This is a genomic window from Knoellia flava TL1, from assembly GCF_000768675.1.
Lineage (GTDB): Bacteria > Actinomycetota > Actinomycetes > Actinomycetales > Dermatophilaceae > Knoellia > Knoellia flava.
Window position 1 is genome coordinate 34704 of sequence record NZ_AVPI01000002.1, and the last position, 16122, is coordinate 50825.

Genomic DNA, 16122 nt, shown 5'->3' on the forward strand with positions numbered 1-16122 from the left:
GGCGCCGCAGGCGGGTGCGCTAGGTGCTGCGTCGGCGCGCGGCGAGCCGCTGCTGGAGGAGGACGGCGGCGACGATGATGACCCCCTTCGCCACGTTCTGGGTCGAGGTGTCGACGTTGTTGAGCGTGAAGACGTTGGTGAGCGTCGTGAAGATGAGGACGCCGAGCACGGTGCCGACGATCGTGCCGCGGCCGCCGCTGAGGAGCGTCCCGCCGATGACGGCGGCGGCGATGGTGTCGAGCTCGAGCAGCTGCCCGTGGGTCGACGTGCCGGTCGTCGTGCGGGCCATGAGCATGACGGCGGCCAGGCCGCACGCGAGACCGAGGAGGACATAGAGGTATGCCGTCTGGCGCTCGACCTTGATGCCGGCCAGTCGCGCCGCCTCGGGGTTGCCACCGATGGCGAGGGTGCGTCGGCCGAAGGTCGTGCGGTTGAGCAGGACCCAGCCGAGCGCCGCGACGATCGCGAAGATGATGACGAGCACCGGGATGCCGATGACGCTGCCGCCGAAGAAGTCGATGAAGGAGCGGTCGCGCACGATCTGCGTCCTGCGCTGGGCGATGAGCTCGGCGAGGCCACGGGCGCTGGCGAGCATGGCGAGGGTCGCGATGAAGGGTGCGACCTTGCCGTAGGCCACGAGCAACCCGTTGACGAGCCCGCACGCGCCGCCGACGAGCAGTGCGGTGAGGACCATGACGATCCAGTGGATGTCCTCGGCCATCGTCTGCGTGGCGAGGGTCGTGGCCCACACCGACGAGAGCGCGACGATCGCGCCGACGCTGAGGTCGATGCCTCCGCCGCAGATGACGAACGTCATTCCGACGCTGACGACGCCGACGACGGCCGCGAGCCGCAGGATCGTCAGCGCGTTGTCGAAGCTGCCGAACCGCTCGCCCGCCGTGGCGAGACCGACGACGCAGAGGATGACGAGCGCGATGACGAGCCCGAGGTTGCGGGTGGCCGACCCGCCGAGGAAGCGGCTCAGCGCGCTCGGGCCGGAGCCGGCGGTCGCGGCGGGGGCCGCCATCTCCTGGGTGCCCGCGGGCTCCTCGGAGGTGCGGGGGGTCTCGACGCTCATGCGGCGTCTCCTCTCATGATGATGTCGAGCACCTGGTGCTCGTCGAGCTCGGTGGCCGGCGCCTCGTGCAGGACCTGGCCGTCGCCGACGACGAGGACCCGGTCCGAGAGCCCGAGCACCTCCTCGATCTCGCTCGAGACGACGACGACGGCGACACCGTCGTCGGCGAGGCGGCGGACGAGGGCATAGATCTCGGAGCGGGCGCCGATGTCGACGCCACGCGTGGGCTCGTCGAGCAGGAGCACCCTGCACCCGCGGAGCAGCCAGCGGGCCAGGACCACCTTCTGCTGGTTGCCACCGGACAGGGTCCGGATCTCGCGGGTGATGCCGGTCGGTCGCAGCTCGAGGCTCGTGGCGAGCTCCTGCGCGGCCTCGCTCTCCGCGCCGCGGTCGATGAGCCCGCCCAGGGAGAAGCGGGTGAGCGTCGCCATGCTGATGTTGTGGGCGACGCTGTCGCCGAGTACGAGGGCCTGGCTCTTGCGCTCCTCCGGGGCGAGCCCGACCCCGGCGGAGACGGCCGAGTCGACCGAGCCCGGGCGCAGCCGGCGGCCACCCACCGTGACCGTGCCGGCGTCGGCGCGGCGGGCGCCGAAGACCGTCTCGACGATCTCCGAGCGACCGGCGCCGACGAGCCCTGCGAGACCGAGGACCTCCCCCGGGCGGACCGAGAAGCTCACGTCCTCGAACTCGCCGCGGCGCGAGATGCCCTCGACGACGAGCAGGGGCTCATCCTGGGGCGTCGTGCCCCGCTCGGGGAAGACGTACTCGATCGAGCGGCCGGTCATGAGGCGGATGACCTCGGAGGTCGGCGTCTCCTTGGCCGGGAGCCCGGTGGCGACGGTGCGGCCGTCCTTGAGGACCGTCACGCGGTCGCCGATGACGCGGATCTCCTCGAGCCGGTGCGAGATGTAGACGACGGCGACGCCCTGGGCGGTGAGCTGACGGATGACGTCGAAGAGGCGCTCGACCTCGCCGCTGTCGAGGACGGCCGACGGCTCGTCCATGACGATGAGGCGCGCCTTGCGCGAGAGCGCCCGCGCCATGCTGACGATCTGCTGGCCGGCGGCCGAGAGGTCGCCCACCTCGGCCGTCGGCGAGATCTCGGGGTGCCCGAGGCCGGCGAGCAGCTCGCGGGTGGCGGCGCGTGCGGCCGAGCGCTGCGAGAAGCCGAACCGCGACTTCTCGTGCCCGAGGAAGACGTTCTCCGCGACGGTGAGGCCCTCGACGAGATCGAGCTCCTGGTACATCGTCGCGATGCCCATGTCCATGGCCGCCTGCGGATGGCCCAGCGTCACCTCGGTCCCGTCCCAGGTGATCGTGCCCTCGTCCGGGGTGTGCACTCCCGCGAGCGTCTTGATGAGCGTGGACTTGCCGGCGCCGTTCTGGCCCAGCAGGCAGTGCACCTCGCCCGGGAGGACGTCGAGGTCGACGCCGTCGAGGGCGGTCACTCCGGGGAACCGCTTGACGATTCCGGCCATCACCAGAAGTGGTGAGGCGTCATTGCCTCTGCTCATGCGGACGAACGTAGGGGGCTTTTGCTTACTCGTCAAGCAAAAGTTTCAATATGCGGCGGCACATCTGCTCGCGCCGTGGGCGAAACCCGCGTTCTGTGCTTGACTACCCGCGTGAACGCGCCCGGCACCCTCCCCCTCACCGATGGGCCCACCGGTGCCGGCGCCCTGCTCCAGCTCATGCGCGACGGCCGGCCCCGCACCCGGGCCGAGCTCATCCAGCTCACCGGGCTCGCGCGCTCGACCGTCGGCGCCCGCGTCGACAGCCTCCTGGCGGCCGGGCTGCTCAAGCCTGCCGGCGAGTCACGCTCGACCGGTGGCCGGCCACCGGTGCGCTTCGCCTTCAACCCGACGGCAGCGGTGGTCATCGGTGCCGATCTCGGCGCCACCCACGCCACGGTCGGCCTCACCGATCTCGACGGGACCGTCATCAGCGACCGCACCGTCGAGCTCGACATCGCCAGCGGCCCGGTCCCCGTCCTCGACCGCGTCGTCGACCTCGGGCGCGAGCTGCTCAAGGAGGCCAAGCGCTCGCGCGCCGACCTCGCGGGTGTCGGCATCGGCCTCCCCGGTCCCGTCGAGCACTCGACCGGGCGCCCCGCCTCGCCGCCGATCATGCCCGGCTGGGACGGCTACGACGTCCCCGCGCACGTCTCGGCCGGTCTCGGGGGTCCGGTGCTCGTCGACAACGACGTCAACATCATGGCGCTCGGCGAGCACGCCACGGTCCACCCGCACGTCGACCACCTCGTCTTCGTCAAGGTGGCGACCGGCATCGGCGCGGGCATCATCTCCGGCGGCCAGCTCCATCGCGGCGCCCAGGGCGCGGCCGGCGACCTGGGCCACGTGGCGGCGCCCCACGGCGACGGCGTCCTCTGCCGCTGCGGCAACGTCGGCTGCCTCGAGGCCGTGGCCAGTGGCCCTGCGATCGTCGGGCGGCTCGAGCGGGCCGGCGTCGACGTGCACGACACCCGCGCCCTCGTCGACCTCGTCCGCGGCGGCAACCCGGAGGCGATCGCCGAGATGCGTGCGGCCGGTCGGGAGATCGGGGCCGTGCTCGCCTCGACCGTGAGCCTGCTCAACCCCCAGGTCATCGTCGTCGGCGGCCTCCTCATCCAGTGCGCCGAGAGCCTGCTCGCCGGCATCCGCGAGGTCGTCTACGGCCGCTCCTTGCCGCTCGCCACCGAGCAGCTCCAGATCGTCGCCGCCCGCACCGGCGGGCACGCCGGCGTCATCGGCGCCGCGACGATGGTCATCCAGCACGTGCTCTCGGCCGAGGAGGTCGAGCGCCAGCTCGCCAACCTCGCCTCCTGACCGGCGAGTGGGCGCGTATGCCGTCCGCGCGTCAGGTCGTGCGCGTCACCTGACCGAGCCCGCGAGGGGCGTCGGAGTCGTGGTGGTGGTCGCTACGCCAGGGGTCCGGGTGCGGACCTCGGCGACCACGGGAGCCCTCGTGCGGTCGCCCGGCACCTGCACGACGCCGACGGTTCAGCCCCTCCCCTTGGCTAGGGTCGATTCGCGGTGGTGCGTCTCCTGGCCGGGTGGCGACCCGCCGCCTCCCTCCGCCGCCCGTCGGCCTGACCACACGAGGACCGCCGTGCCCCTCTTCGACCTCTCCCGCGACGTCCTCGAGACCTACCGTCCTGAGCGCACCGAGCCGACCGACTTCGCCCGCTTCTGGGCCGACACGCTGTCGACCGCCCGCGAAGGGGTGCGGCCACCGCACCTCACGCCCTTCGAGGCGGACCTGCCGCTTGTCGAGGCACACGACGTGTCGTTCACCGGGTTCGGGGGCCAGGACGTGCACGGCTGGTGGGTCCGGCCGGCCACCGCGCCACCGGCCGACGGCTGGCCAGTTGTCGTCCAGTTCCTCGGCTACGGCGACGGCCGCGGCACCCCTCTCGACTGGCTGGCGTGGCCCGCCGCGGGCTTCGCGACGCTCGTCATGGACACGCGCGGGCAGGGCGCCCGGGCCCGTCGCGCCGGCAGCACCGGGGACAGCGGCGGCTCCTCGTCGCCCCACGTCGAGGGCTTCCTCACCAAGGGCATCGGCGACCCTGCCGACTACTACTACCGCCGCGTCTTCGCCGACGCCGTGCTCGCCGTCGACGTCGCCCGCGACCTGCCCGGCGCCGACCGGTCGCGCCTCGCCGTCCTCGGCACGAGCCAGGGTGGGGCGATCGCGCTCGCCGCGGCCGCCCTCGCCGACGGCGTCGCCGCCGCGATGGTCAACGTCCCCTTCCTGTGCCACGTCGAGCGGGCCATCGAGATCACCGAGACCAAGCCCTACTCCGAGCTGCTCGACTACGTGCGCACCCATAAGGGCTCGGTCGAGCAGGCCTTCGCCACGCTGCGCTACTTCGACGGCATGACGATGGCCGCGCACGCGACCGCCCCCGCCCTCTTCTCGGTCGCGCTCATGGACGACGTCTGCCCGCCCTCGACCGTGTATGCCGCCCGCAACCACTACGCAGGACCCTCCGAGCTCGTCGTCTACCCATGGAACAAGCACGAGGGCGGTGGCGACGCCCACGAGCTCCGCCAGATCGTCTGGGCGCGGCATCGGCTCGGCTGACACGGCATACGAACGGGTCCGGCGAGCGCCCCAGATACCGAGCAGGTCACAAGTGCTCCCACGACGCGGAAGGGTGCACGCGTCCCGCCGTCTCGACCCATACAGTGGCGAGGTGATCTTCAAGGCCGTCGGCGACACGCGTCCCTACCCCGAGCACGGGTACAGCACGCGTCAGTGGTCCAACGTGCCCCCGCGCCTCGTGCGGCTCGACGACCTCGTGACGACGAAGCGCACCCTCGACCTCGGCATGCTCCTGTCGGAGGACTCGACGTTCTACGGCGACCTCTTCGCCCACGTGGTCGAGTTCGAGGGCACGCTCTACCTCGAGGACGGGCTGCACCGGGCGCTGCGCGCCGCCCTGCACCAGCGACCGACCCTGCACGCACGCGTCCTCGTCATCGAGTAGCCGACATGGCCGAACGCGACCTCACGTCCGAGCTGCGGCACCGCCACCAGCAGCGCAAGGCGGCGACGACGATCCTCGTGGTGCTGCTCATGCTCTTCTTCGCCTTCTGGTACGCGTACTCCTACTACAAGGCGTCCGGAGCGAGCGGTGCCGCGGCGCCGACGACGACGGAGACCTGCCGGCCGTTCGACCCCACGGTCCCGACGGCCGCGACGACGAAGGTCAACGTCTACAACGCGACGACGAAGAACGGCCTCGCGGCCCGCACCGCCGCCGAGCTGCGCGAGCGCGGGTTCGTCATCGGCGAGGTCCGCAACGACCCGCTGAGGCGCAAGGTCGCCGTCGCCGAGGTCCGCCACGGCGCGGCCGGTCGCTCGCGCACGGCGCTGCTCGTGCCGCTCGGCGGCAAGGGCACGACGGCAGTCGCCGACGGCCGCAAGGACGCCACGCTCGACCTCGTTCTCGGGAACGGCTTCACCGCCCTCGCACCGACCCCGTCCCCCACCGGCCTGCCGATGTGCCCCTCCCCGACGACGAGCCCCACGAAGTCGTCGACGTGACCACCACGCCGGGGGCGGCAGCGGTCCTGCTCTCCCCCGACCTCACCGCGACGCAGGCCCTCGACGTCGTCATGCGCGCGGCCGGCAAGCACGTGCGCCGGCACACCGAGGTGCTCGTGGTCGAGCGCGAGCCCGAGGCCCTGCACCAGGTGCGGGTCGGCGTGCGGCGCGCCCGCAGCGCCCTCTCGCTCCTCTCACCCGCCCTCGGCGACGGCGACAAGCTCGCCTGGGTGTCCGAGGAGATCCGCGACCTCGCCGTGCCGCTCGGCCTGGCCCGCGACCTCGACATCACGGTCCGCGACCACGTCGACACGCTCGACGGCCCGGCGCGCGAGCAGCTGCTCGCCCGACGCGAGGCCGCCTATGACGAGGTCGTCGCGCTCGTCGGCTCCGAGCGCTGGAGCGACCTGCGGACCCATGTCGACGGTCTGCTCCGCCACCTCCACGACGAGGTCCCCGCCGACCCGCCTGCGACCGAGGCCGCCGCCGCCGCCCTCGACCGCAGCCTGAGCCGGGTGCTCCGACGCGGCGCCTCGCTCGCCGGAGCGAGCTCCACCGAACGCCACGCGGTGCGCAAGGAGGCGAGACGGCTGCGCTACGGCGTCCAGGCCTTCGGCAGCCTGTATGCCGTCCCGCCGGCTTCCGCCGCGCAGCCCGGTTCGCCGGTGCACGAGTTCGCCCGGCTCGTGGCCGATGTCCAGGACACCCTCGGCGACCTCGGCGACGTGCAGACGAGCCGCCACCTCCTCGAGCTCGTCGGGGCTCCACCCCCGGACGCCGACACCGACGCCCTGCTGCGACGGGCCGAGACTGCGGTGGCGCGGCTCCACGACGCGAGCCCGCCCTGGCGCTCCCCCGTCGCGTGAGGACGCTCGGAGCTTCACCGTCGCTGCGGGCCGGCCTCCTCTTCCTCGTGTCCCGGCTCGCGGTCGCCGCCACCCTGCTCGTCATGGCTGCGACGGCGCGGCAGGGCGCCGTCCAGCACGAGTGGGCGACCGGCACCGAGTGGCTCGACCGCTTCGCCGGCTGGGACAGCTACCACTTCGTCCGCATCGCCACCCTCGGCTACCTCCCTCCCGGGCTCGAGTGCTGCGACCAGGCGTTCTTCCCCGGCTACCCCCTGCTCATGGCAGGCGTGGCCCCGCTCGTCGGCGGCAGCGTCACCGCCGCCGGCCTGCTGGTCTCCGTCCTCGCCGGAGTGACGGCGGCCGCCCTCCTGTGGCGGCTCGTCGCGGACGACGCCCGCGGCGGGCCGGTCGCCGCACGCCGCGCCGTCCTCCTGCTCACCCTCGCCCCGTGCGGCTTCTTCCTCGTCGCCGTCTACACGGAGGCGCTCTTCGTCGCGCTCGCGCTCGGGGCGTGGCTGCTCGCGTCCCGGCGTCACTGGTGGTGGGCCGGCACCCTGGCTGCGCTCGCCGCCGGGGTGCGGGTCAACGGCCTCTTCCTCGCCGCCGGCCTCGTCGTCATGTATGCCGTGCAGTGGCACCGCGACGGCCGTCCCCGTCCGCGCACGGACGTCCTCGCCCTCGGGCTGCCCGTGGTGGGCGTGGCCGCCTTCATGGTCCACCTCCACTCGCTCACCGGGTCGTGGAACGCGTGGCAGGAGGCGCAGGACGAGGGCTGGGAGCGCACGACCGCGATGCCCTGGACCGGCATGGCGGCGGCCTGGCAGTCGCTGCTCGACAGCCCCGACGCCTGGCTCGCCGCCAGCCGCGCGGCCGACATCGTCGCCGTCCTCCTCGGCGTCGCGGTCTGCATCCTCCTTGCGGCACAGCGCCGTTGGGCCGAGCTCACCTACCTGGCCCTGAGCCTCTCCGTCGTCCTCTGCTCGACGCTGTGGGTGTCCGCTCCCCGCTACGCGCTCACCTGGTTCCCCGTCTACGTGGCGCTCGCGACGCTGCCGGACCGGACGGCATACCGGCGTCTGTATGCCGTCCTGCTGGGACTGTCGGCCGTCCTCCTCGTCGCCGCGACCTGGGCGGTGGCGACGCGGCACTGGGTCGCGTGACGCGGACTGCCCCAGCGAACTCCCAGACGCATGGGTCACAATCGGTCGACATCGATCGACCTCAGGAGTATGACGTGGCCCCGTCCGGGAGTGGCAGCAAGAAGGCGCGCGCGAGCCAGCGCAACGCCTCCGACCGTGTGGCGCAGATGCGCAAGGAGCAGCAGGCGAAGGACAAGCGCCGGCTGTTCGCGATCTGGGGGGCCGCAGCGGTGACCATCGCCATCGTCGTCGGGGCCGTGACCTTCGCGGTCATCAACGACAAGGCCAACACCCCGAGCCTCAGCGCCGTCAAGGACTTCACCTACGAGGCGGGGGCGCACGTCCAGACGCCGGTGACCTACAAGGAGACCCCGCCCGTCGGCGGCGAGCACAACCCGGTGTGGCTCAACTGCGGCGTCTACGACTCCCCGGTGCCCAACGAGAACGCCGTCCACTCGCTCGAGCACGGCGCGGTCTGGGTGACCTACAAGCCCGACCTGGCCGCGGCCGAGGTCGACAAGCTCAAGGACGTCCTGCCCGACACCTACGCGCTGCTCTCGCCCTACGAGGGGCTCCCCTCGCCGGTCGTCGCCTCGACCTGGGGTCACCAGATCCAGCTCGACAGCGCCGACGACCCGCGCCTCGAGGAGTTCATCAAGGAGTACCGCCAGGGCCCGAGCACTCCCGAGCCCGGCGCGCTCTGCACCAACGGCACCGACGGCACGGACCCGACGGTCTCGCCGAGCCTCGCCGGTGGTGCGCCCGCCGCTCCGAGCCCGGGTGCGTCGCCGTCGACGAGCCCCTCGTCGATGCCGGGCGCGAGCCCCTCGCCGTCGGCCTCGTGACCGAGTCCCACCCCGCAGTGCCGACGACCTCGCCCCGCTCCCGGGGTGAGGTCGTCGGTCTGTCGGTCCTGCTCGCCGTCATGTCGATGCTCGCGGGGCTCGTGCTCGGCTGGGCGCTCTTCGGGCGGGGCGGGTTCCCCCTCGACGGGTCGGCCGAGGCCGGCTTCGCGCGTGACATGCAGACCCACCACGGGCAGGCGGTGCAGATGTCGCTCATCGTCGCCGAGCGCACCGAGGACCCGGCGATCCGCACGTTCGCCAACGACATCGCGACGAGCCAGCAGCAGCAGGCCGGGCAGATGTTCGCGTGGCTGCAGCTCTGGGGGCTCACGCCCACCGGCTCGCAGCCGCCGATGGCGTGGATGGGCGACGACCACCACGGCGCGACCTCGGTGTCCGGCGAGAAGGTGCCGATGCCCGGCATGGCGTCGGAGGCTGACCTCGCTCGGCTGACGGCGGCTCGCGGCGTCGAGGCCGACCGGATCTTCCTCACGCTCATGACCGCGCACCACAAGGGTGGCGTCGAGATGGCCGACGCCGTGCTGGCCCGATCGGACCGGCCCGAGGTCGTCACGCTCGCAGGAGCCATGAAGGCGGCGCAGACGTCCGAGATCACGACGATGCAGCAGATGCTCGCCGCCCGCTCCTAGCGCGTCGCCCCCGCTTTTGCTCCCCATGAGGGAACGTTGAGGGTGCGGAGGAATCTTTTGCCTCCGGACCCTCAACGTTCCCTCCGTATGCCGGCCGTGCACCACTCGCTCGTATGCCGGCCATGCCCCTCCCGATTTCGCGCATGCGGACTCGTTGCGTATCCTGCTTCGCGGTGGTGTGTCCGAGCGGCCTAAGGAGCACGCCTCGAAAGCGTGTGTGGGTGCAAGCCCACCGTGGGTTCAAATCCCACCGCCACCGCCAGCGAAACGCCCCGAGCACTGCTCGGGGCGTTTCCGTTGTCCGGCTCGCGATCACTCGCCGGCGTTGCCCCGGCACAGGCCGAGCGTGCCGGGTGAGCCCTTGGGCAGGCCGTAGTACTTCCACGAGTCGGCCGCCGTCTGGACCTTGGACACCACCTGGCCCTCCTCCGGGTCCATGTCGTTGAGGCCGCTGGCGGCGCACGCCGACCTGGCGTGGTCGAGCGCGCCGGTGGTGTTCGTGCTGTGGCCGTCGGTCGACGGAGGGCCCTTGACCTCTCCCGCCATGGCTGGGGCAGCGGACAGTCCTGCCAGGGCGACCACGCAGGCCGCGGTCGCGAACAGTCTCCTCATGCTCGTCTTCCTTCCTCGTCGCCGGCTGGCGCCTCGGTGGCGTCACCCCTCAGCGTGGAGCGAGCGCGTGGTCCGCGACAGGGCGCGGACGGGCTCGCACAACCGCGCGAGCCCGGGTCAGCACGAACGGAGTGGCACGACTGGACGAGCCCTCGGCATCGATCTCTCCGAACCACCCACCTGTCGGTTCGGCCTCGGCCAGAATGTCGCGATGGGGGACGAACAGCTGGTGGTGACCAGGTGGCGGAGATGGGGCAAGGACCGCCTCTACGTCGAGAGCAGAGATGGGGCGAAGGTCGGGTTCTGGGATCTCGTCGACGACACCGGCCATGCCCAAGGACCCGAGCACGAGGAGCTCCTCCTCGCCGCGGTAACCGGTTGGCGCAGCAACAAGCCGGAGGCCCGAGAGGAGCCGGTCAGGCGATTCGAGTCCGCGGACAGCGCGGTCGCCGTCGAGGCCGGAGGGCCTGACATCGCCCAGCCAGGACTCGCCGAACCTGACCTCTCCACACCGGACCTCGCCCACACGGTGCACGCGTCACCGGGGGCGAGCCAGCGTCCATGGCTGGACCTCGCGGCCAACACTGCCGGATCGGAGGCGCGCGAACGAGCCGAGGCCGCACGCGCCGCCGCTCCCGTCAGGACGGCGTTCGCGCGCGTCCTCGGGGTTCACACCGACGAGCGAGCGTGGCGGATCGGTGCGGACGGGGAGGAGAAGGTGGCCGGACAGCTGGCGAAGGTCCAGAAGAAGGATCCACGATGGCGCGTGCTGCACGCCGTGCCCGTCGGCACCCGGGGCTCCGACATCGACCACGTGGTCATCGGCCCCGGCGGGGTGTTCACCGTGAACGCCAAGCACCACCCCGGCGCGGCGATCTGGGTGGGAGGCAACAGCTTCATGGTCAACGGCTCGAAGCAGCCCTACGTCCGCAACGCCCGGCACGAGGCCGAGCGCGCGTCGACCCTCCTCTCCGAGGCCTCCGGCTTCCCGGTCCACGTCGAGGGTCTGGTCGTCACCGTCAACGCGAAGAGCGTGACCGTGAAGTCGCAGCCCGACGGCGTCACCGTCGTGCCCCGGATGCAGCTGGCGGGATGGCTCCGCAGGCACGGGGACCTGCACACCCAAGACGTGATCGAGAGGGTCTACGACGTCGCCCGCCGGTCCACGACCTGGCGATAGCGACCTGAACGGCGCTCGGTCAGGTGAGGCGGAGGGTGGTGAGGCAGGTCGGGTCGTCGTCGTGGGTCGAGATGGGCACCTCGCCCGTCCTGCCACCATGCGTGATCCGCAGCGTGCCGGTCATGTCCTTCGGGAGCCAGAGGCCGACGAAGCCGTTGTCGAAGACCGTCTTCGTATCCCCCACGACCACCGAGCCAGTGCCGTCCTCGACGAGGCGCACCTGCACGTCCTCGCCGCCCATCTCGCCCTTGCACGTCGTCAGCGAGTGGTTGAAGCACTCGTGCGTCGTCTCGACATAGGGCGCCACCGACAGGTAGAAGCGGTCCTCCGGCATCGGCAGCGAGACCTCGGTGCCCTCGCCGGAGACGACGAGCTCATCGGGTCGCACGGACGCCATGAGGTCCTTGGGGCGCGAGGACACCGGCGTCCGGTCGAGCTGGTCGATGATCTCCACTGCGCTCCTCCCGCTGAAGGAGTGCTTCGCCAGCAACGCCTGTCCGGCCGCGGACATGGCCCCCGACGGCGATGCCGACTGGGCCGAGGTCGGTGCCCGCTCGCCGGCTACGGAGCCGGTGGTCGAACCGGCGCACCCGGGGAGGACGGCGAGGGCGAACGTGGTGACGAGGACGGTGCGGATCGGTCGCATGGCGCAAGCCTGCCTCACCGTCCGCGATGGCGGACCGGACGTTGGTCCCGGCGGGTGCGGACGGCATACGACGACATCCGTCCGGGGACGGAACAGCCCGCGGGCCTTGCCGCTCCGTGTGGGAGGCGGCGGGTGCAGGGGACGACCTGCACGGCCCGCGGGCTGCGGTGAGCTGCTGGGATTGCGCCGGGCGGCGCGACCTCGGCAGTCGAGGTGCACGACTAGCGCGCAGTCACCTCACGCGTCCAATGGGAAATCACTTCCTGGACCACCTCCCTTCCGTGTGCTTCGACGCTAATTCGCCCGCGGCCGAAGCGCAACGGATAATTCACCAGGTGACGTCGTGGCAGCCGGTGTGCGACTCCGGCTCGACCTGGAGCGTGGCGTGCTCGACACCGAAGTCGGTGCGCATGACGTGGCGCGCGGCGTCGAGGACCTCGTGGGGGTCGGCACCCTCGCGGGTCATGAGGTGCGCGGTCGCGACGTTCATGCCCGACGTCAGCGTCCACACGTGCAGGTCGTGAACGTCTCGCACCCCGTTGACCGCACCGAGCGCCGCCGCGACGTCGTCCGGACGCATCCCCGCGGGGGCGTGCTGGCCGAGGACGGAGAGCACCTCGCGGCCGAGCATCACCGCCCGCACGGCCACGAACGCCGCGATCGCGAGCGCGATCCCGGTGTCCCACCACGCGTCGCCGGTCGCCGCGACGAGGAGGCCCGCCGCGATGACACCGACCGAGCCGAGGGTGTCGGCGACGACCTCGAGGTAGGCGCCCTTGACGTTGAGCGACTCCGCCGCGCCACCGCGCAGCAGCGCGAGCGCGACAATGTTGACGGCGAGGCCGAGCGCGCCGACGACGAGCATCGGGCCGGTCGCCACCACGGGCGCCTCACCGATGCGCCGGATCGCCTCGACAGCGATGTATGCCGCGACGCCGAGCATGAGGAGTACGGCCAGTCCCGACGCGAAGACCTCCGCACGGAACGACCCGTAGGTGCGCCGGCCCGTCGTGTCGTCGCGAGCGGCGATGCGGGTGGCCACGAGCGCCGCGCCGAGCGCGACGACGTCGGCCGCCATGTGGCCGGCGTCCGAGAGCAGCGCGAGCGAGCCGGAGGTGAGGCCGGCGACGAGCTCGACGACGAAGAAGATGGCGATGAGCGCGAAGGCGACCCGGAGCCGCCACCGGTGCGTCGCACCGGCGTGCCCATGGCTGTGGCCGCTGCCCATGGGCCCACGCTAGCCCGACCGGAATCCACCCCGACGCACACGGTCCGAGGCCGCCCCGGTGTGGTCTGGTGGAGGGCATGACCCGATACGGCTTCCACGCGTCGCACGAGCAGATCAGTCCCGGTCGTCTCCTCGAGGACGTCCAGCACGCCGAGCGCGCGGGCTTCGCGATGGCGATGTGCTCGGACCACTTCTCCCCGTGGAGCGCCCGGCAGGGGCACAGCGGCTACACGTGGGCGTGGCTCGGCGCTGCCCTGGCGACGACCGACCTGACGTTCGGCTGCGTGAGTGCGCCGGGGCAGCGCTACCACCCGGCCGTCGCCGCGCAGAAGATCGCGACGCTCTCGCAGATGTTCGAGGGCCGGTTCTGGGTAGCGCTCGGCAGCGGCGAGGCGAGCAACGAGCACATCACCGGCGAGGGCTGGCCACGCAAGGAGCTGCGCGACCAGCGTCTCGACGAGTGCGTCGACGTCATCCGGCGCCTGCTCCACGGCGAGGAGGTGAGCCACGACGGGCTCGTCACCGTCGACCGGGCCCGCCTGTGGGACCTGCCCGAGCAGCAGCCGAAGCTCATCGCACCCGTCGTCTCCGTCGAGAGTGCCGCACGGGTCGCCGCCTGGGCGGACGGGCTCATCACCATCGTCCAGCCGGAGAAGACTCTGCGGGACGTCGTCGACGCCTACCGCGGGGCCGGTGGGCGCGGCGACCTCTCGCTCCAGGTGCACCTCAGCTGGGCCGAGACCGAGCAGGCCGCCGAGGACATCGCCGTCGACCAGTGGCGCAGCAACGTCATCGGGCCACCGCTCGCGTGGGACACCGAGACGGCGGAGGCCTTCGACACCATCGGCGAGCTGGTCACCGTCGACGCCGTCCGCGAGGCGGTGCAGGTGTCGTCCGACCTCGGCGAGCACCGCGAGCGCCTCGAGCACCTCGCCTCGCTCGGGTTCGATGACCTCTACCTCCACCACGTCGGGCAGGAGCAGTCCGACTTCATCGACGCCTTCGGGTCCGAGGTCCTGCCGCGTGTCGGGTCGACCGCGGCCGGGACCGCGTCCGCGTCCACGACCACGTCCGCGACGGCCTGAGGAGGCGACCATGCGCATCACCGACACGAGCGACCAGTGGTGGAAGACCGCCGTCATCTACTGCCTCGACGTCGAGACGTTCTACGACTCCGACGGCGACGGCATCGGCGACCTCCAGGGGCTCGCCCAGCGCCTCGACTACCTCGGGGAGCTCGGCGTCACCTGCATCTGGCTCATGCCCTTCTATCCCAGTCCGCAGAAGGACGACGGCTACGACGTCAGCGACTTCTACGGCGTGGACCCGCGCGTCGGCACGGCCGGCGACCTCGTCGAGGTCATCCGCACGGCGCACGACCGCGGCATCCGGGTCATCGCCGACCTCCTCGTCAACCACACCTCGGACACCCACCCCTGGTTCAAGGAGTCGCGGCGCAGCACCGACAACGCCCGGCGCGACTGGTACGTCTGGCGCAGCGACACCCCTCCGGACACGAGCGACCAGGTCGTCTTCCCCGACAAGGAGAAGGGCATCTGGAGCAAGGACGCGAAGACGGGTGAGTGGTACCTCCACCACTTCTACGCGCACCAGCCCGACCTCAACGTGGCCAACCCGCAGGTCCGCGACGAGATCGCCCGCATCGCCGGGTTCTGGCTCGAGCTCGGGCTCGATGGCTTCCGGGTCGACGCCGTGCCGTTCTTCGTCGAGGACGTCGAGACGACGGCGAAGCAGGGCAAGCGCGCCAAGAAGGACGAGGCCGACCAGAACGACGACGTGGTGCAGTCGATCACCCCGCACCAGCACCTCAAGGACCTGCGCGCCTTCATCAACCGTCGCAACGGCGCCGCGATCATGCTCGGCGAGGTCAACCTGCCGCACGCCCAGCAGCGCGAGTACTTCGGCGCCGAGGCGGGCGACGAGCTGCACATGATGTTCGACTTCATCGGGATGCAGAACCTCTACCTGTCGATGGCGCGCGAGGACGCCCGCCCGCTTGCCAAGGCGCTCATGGACCGGCCGCCGATCCACCCGAGCTGCCAGTGGGCGACCTTCGTGCGCAACCACGACGAGCTCACCCTCGACAAGCTCACCGACACGGAGCGCGAGGAGGTCTTCGCCGCCTTCGGCCCGGACCCGGAGATGCAGATCTACGACCGCGGGCTCAAGCGCCGGCTGCCGCCGATGCTCGACGGCGACCCGCGCCGGGTGCGGATGGCCTACAGCCTGCTCTTCTCGCTGCCGGGCACGCCGACCCTCTTCTACGGCGAGGAGATCGGCATGGGCGAGGACCTCGCCGGCGAGGGCCGCCACGCGGTGCGCACCCCGATGCAGTGGTCGCCGGACGCCTCGGGCGGCTTCTCGAAGGCGTCGACGCGCAGGCTGGTGCGGCGCCCCACACCGGGTGGCTTCGGCCCCGAGCACGTCAACGTCGTCGAGCAGCGCACCGACCCCGACTCGCTGTGGACGTTCATGCGCCACCTCGTCCAGACCTATCGCTCGTGCCCAGAGCTCGGGTGGGGCGACTTCACGCTGCTGCGCCAGTACGCGCCGCAGAGCGACTCGGTGCTCGCCCACCAGTGCTCGACCGGCGAGGCCGCGGTCATCGCCGTGCACAACCTCGGCGCCGAGCCGTGCACCGTCACCCTCGACGTCTCGGAGTGGACGAAGGACGGCGACGTCGCCCTGGCCGACCTGCTCTCCGGCGGCGAGGTCGTCACCGACGACGGCTCGCTCGAAGTCGTCCTCGAGGGCTACGGCCACCGCTGGCTGCGGGTCCACCCCGTCGGCGACCTCCGCATCCCCTGACCCGGGGGCGCCGGG

The 16122-nt window shown here is 71.9% G+C and carries 16 protein-coding genes and 1 tRNA gene; 12 read left to right on the forward strand and 5 right to left on the reverse strand.

Features of this window, described 5'->3' with window-relative positions; genetic code table 11:
- Positions 1-19: 19 nt before the first annotated feature.
- Both N798_RS02045 and N798_RS02050 read right to left on the reverse strand, forming a co-directional pair.
- Positions 20-1078: an ABC transporter permease gene (locus tag N798_RS02045; RefSeq protein ID WP_035945875.1), complete on the reverse strand. Its 1059-nt coding sequence runs from the start codon at positions 1076-1078 to the stop codon at positions 20-22.
- Positions 1075-2592: a sugar ABC transporter ATP-binding protein gene (locus N798_RS02050; protein ID WP_035945879.1), complete on the reverse strand. Its 1518-nt coding sequence runs from the start codon at positions 2590-2592 to the stop codon at positions 1075-1077. Before N798_RS02050 ends, N798_RS02045 begins: the two co-directional genes overlap by 4 nt.
- A gap of 177 nt (positions 2593-2769) precedes the next feature.
- On the opposite strand from N798_RS02050, the gene N798_RS02055 reads away from it, so the two are divergent.
- From N798_RS02055 to N798_RS02095, 9 genes are all read left to right on the forward strand, one after another.
- The gene (locus tag N798_RS02055; protein WP_035945965.1) at positions 2770-3903 is read left to right on the forward strand and encodes an ROK family transcriptional regulator; all 1134 of its coding nucleotides are present in this window, start codon (positions 2770-2772) and stop codon (positions 3901-3903) included.
- A 283-nt stretch (positions 3904-4186) separates the two neighbouring features.
- On the forward strand, positions 4187-5164 hold the full coding sequence (locus N798_RS02060; protein ID WP_035945881.1) for an acetylxylan esterase: 978 nt from the start codon (positions 4187-4189) through the stop codon (positions 5162-5164).
- Between the two features lie 112 nt (positions 5165-5276).
- Positions 5277-5570, forward strand: coding sequence for a type II toxin-antitoxin system VapB family antitoxin (locus N798_RS02065; protein ID WP_009776380.1), 294 nt, complete (start codon positions 5277-5279; stop codon positions 5568-5570).
- Between the two features lie 5 nt (positions 5571-5575).
- Positions 5576-6130, forward strand: a complete 555-nt coding sequence (locus N798_RS02070) for a LytR C-terminal domain-containing protein (RefSeq protein ID WP_035945882.1) — start codon at positions 5576-5578, stop codon at positions 6128-6130.
- Positions 6127-6996 carry a CHAD domain-containing protein gene (locus N798_RS02075; RefSeq protein ID WP_156971576.1) on the forward strand — a complete coding sequence of 290 codons (870 nt, stop codon included), beginning with the start codon at positions 6127-6129 and terminating at the stop codon, positions 6994-6996. The genes N798_RS02070 and N798_RS02075 overlap by 4 nt, the downstream gene beginning before the upstream one ends.
- The gene (locus N798_RS02080; protein ID WP_052116825.1) at positions 6993-8138 is read left to right on the forward strand and encodes a mannosyltransferase family protein; all 1146 of its coding nucleotides are present in this window, start codon (positions 6993-6995) and stop codon (positions 8136-8138) included. Before N798_RS02075 ends, N798_RS02080 begins: the two co-directional genes overlap by 4 nt.
- 74 nt (positions 8139-8212) lie before the next feature.
- Complete coding sequence (locus N798_RS02085; protein WP_229708386.1) at positions 8213-8962, forward strand: DUF3105 domain-containing protein; 750 nt, start codon at positions 8213-8215, stop codon at positions 8960-8962.
- Positions 8959-9612: a DUF305 domain-containing protein gene (locus N798_RS02090; protein ID WP_229708387.1), complete on the forward strand. Its 654-nt coding sequence runs from the start codon at positions 8959-8961 to the stop codon at positions 9610-9612. Before N798_RS02085 ends, N798_RS02090 begins: the two co-directional genes overlap by 4 nt.
- Before the next feature lie 172 nt (positions 9613-9784).
- A tRNA-Ser gene (locus tag N798_RS02095) sits at positions 9785-9874 on the forward strand.
- A gap of 50 nt (positions 9875-9924) precedes the next feature.
- Here the strand turns inward: N798_RS02095 and N798_RS02100 are convergent.
- The gene (locus N798_RS02100) at positions 9925-10224 is read right to left on the reverse strand and encodes a hypothetical protein (RefSeq protein WP_156971577.1); all 300 of its coding nucleotides are present in this window, start codon (positions 10222-10224) and stop codon (positions 9925-9927) included.
- 211 nt (positions 10225-10435) lie between these two features.
- Here N798_RS02100 and N798_RS17665 point away from each other — a divergent pair, with 211 nt between their 5' ends.
- The gene (locus N798_RS17665; RefSeq protein ID WP_084100005.1) at positions 10436-11404 is read left to right on the forward strand and encodes a nuclease-related domain-containing protein; all 969 of its coding nucleotides are present in this window, start codon (positions 10436-10438) and stop codon (positions 11402-11404) included.
- Positions 11405-11423: 19 nt separating this feature from the next.
- On the opposite strand, the gene N798_RS02110 is transcribed toward N798_RS17665, so the two are convergent.
- Positions 11424-12050, reverse strand: a complete 627-nt coding sequence (locus N798_RS02110) for a CueP family metal-binding protein (protein ID WP_188450377.1) — start codon at positions 12048-12050, stop codon at positions 11424-11426.
- A 328-nt stretch (positions 12051-12378) separates the two neighbouring features.
- Entirely contained in the window at positions 12379-13278 is a 900-nt protein-coding gene (locus tag N798_RS02115) for a cation diffusion facilitator family transporter (protein WP_035945886.1), read from the reverse strand.
- Between the two features lie 77 nt (positions 13279-13355).
- Between N798_RS02115 and N798_RS02120 the strand changes: the two genes are divergently transcribed.
- Positions 13356-14363 (forward strand): TIGR03885 family FMN-dependent LLM class oxidoreductase, encoded by a 1008-nt coding sequence (locus N798_RS02120; protein WP_035945978.1) that lies wholly within the window; start codon positions 13356-13358, stop codon positions 14361-14363.
- Positions 14364-14373: 10 nt separating this feature from the next.
- Positions 14374-16107 carry an alpha-amylase family protein gene (locus N798_RS02125; protein ID WP_035945887.1) on the forward strand — a complete coding sequence of 578 codons (1734 nt, stop codon included), beginning with the start codon at positions 14374-14376 and terminating at the stop codon, positions 16105-16107.
- The last annotated feature ends 15 nt before the right edge of the window (positions 16108-16122 follow it).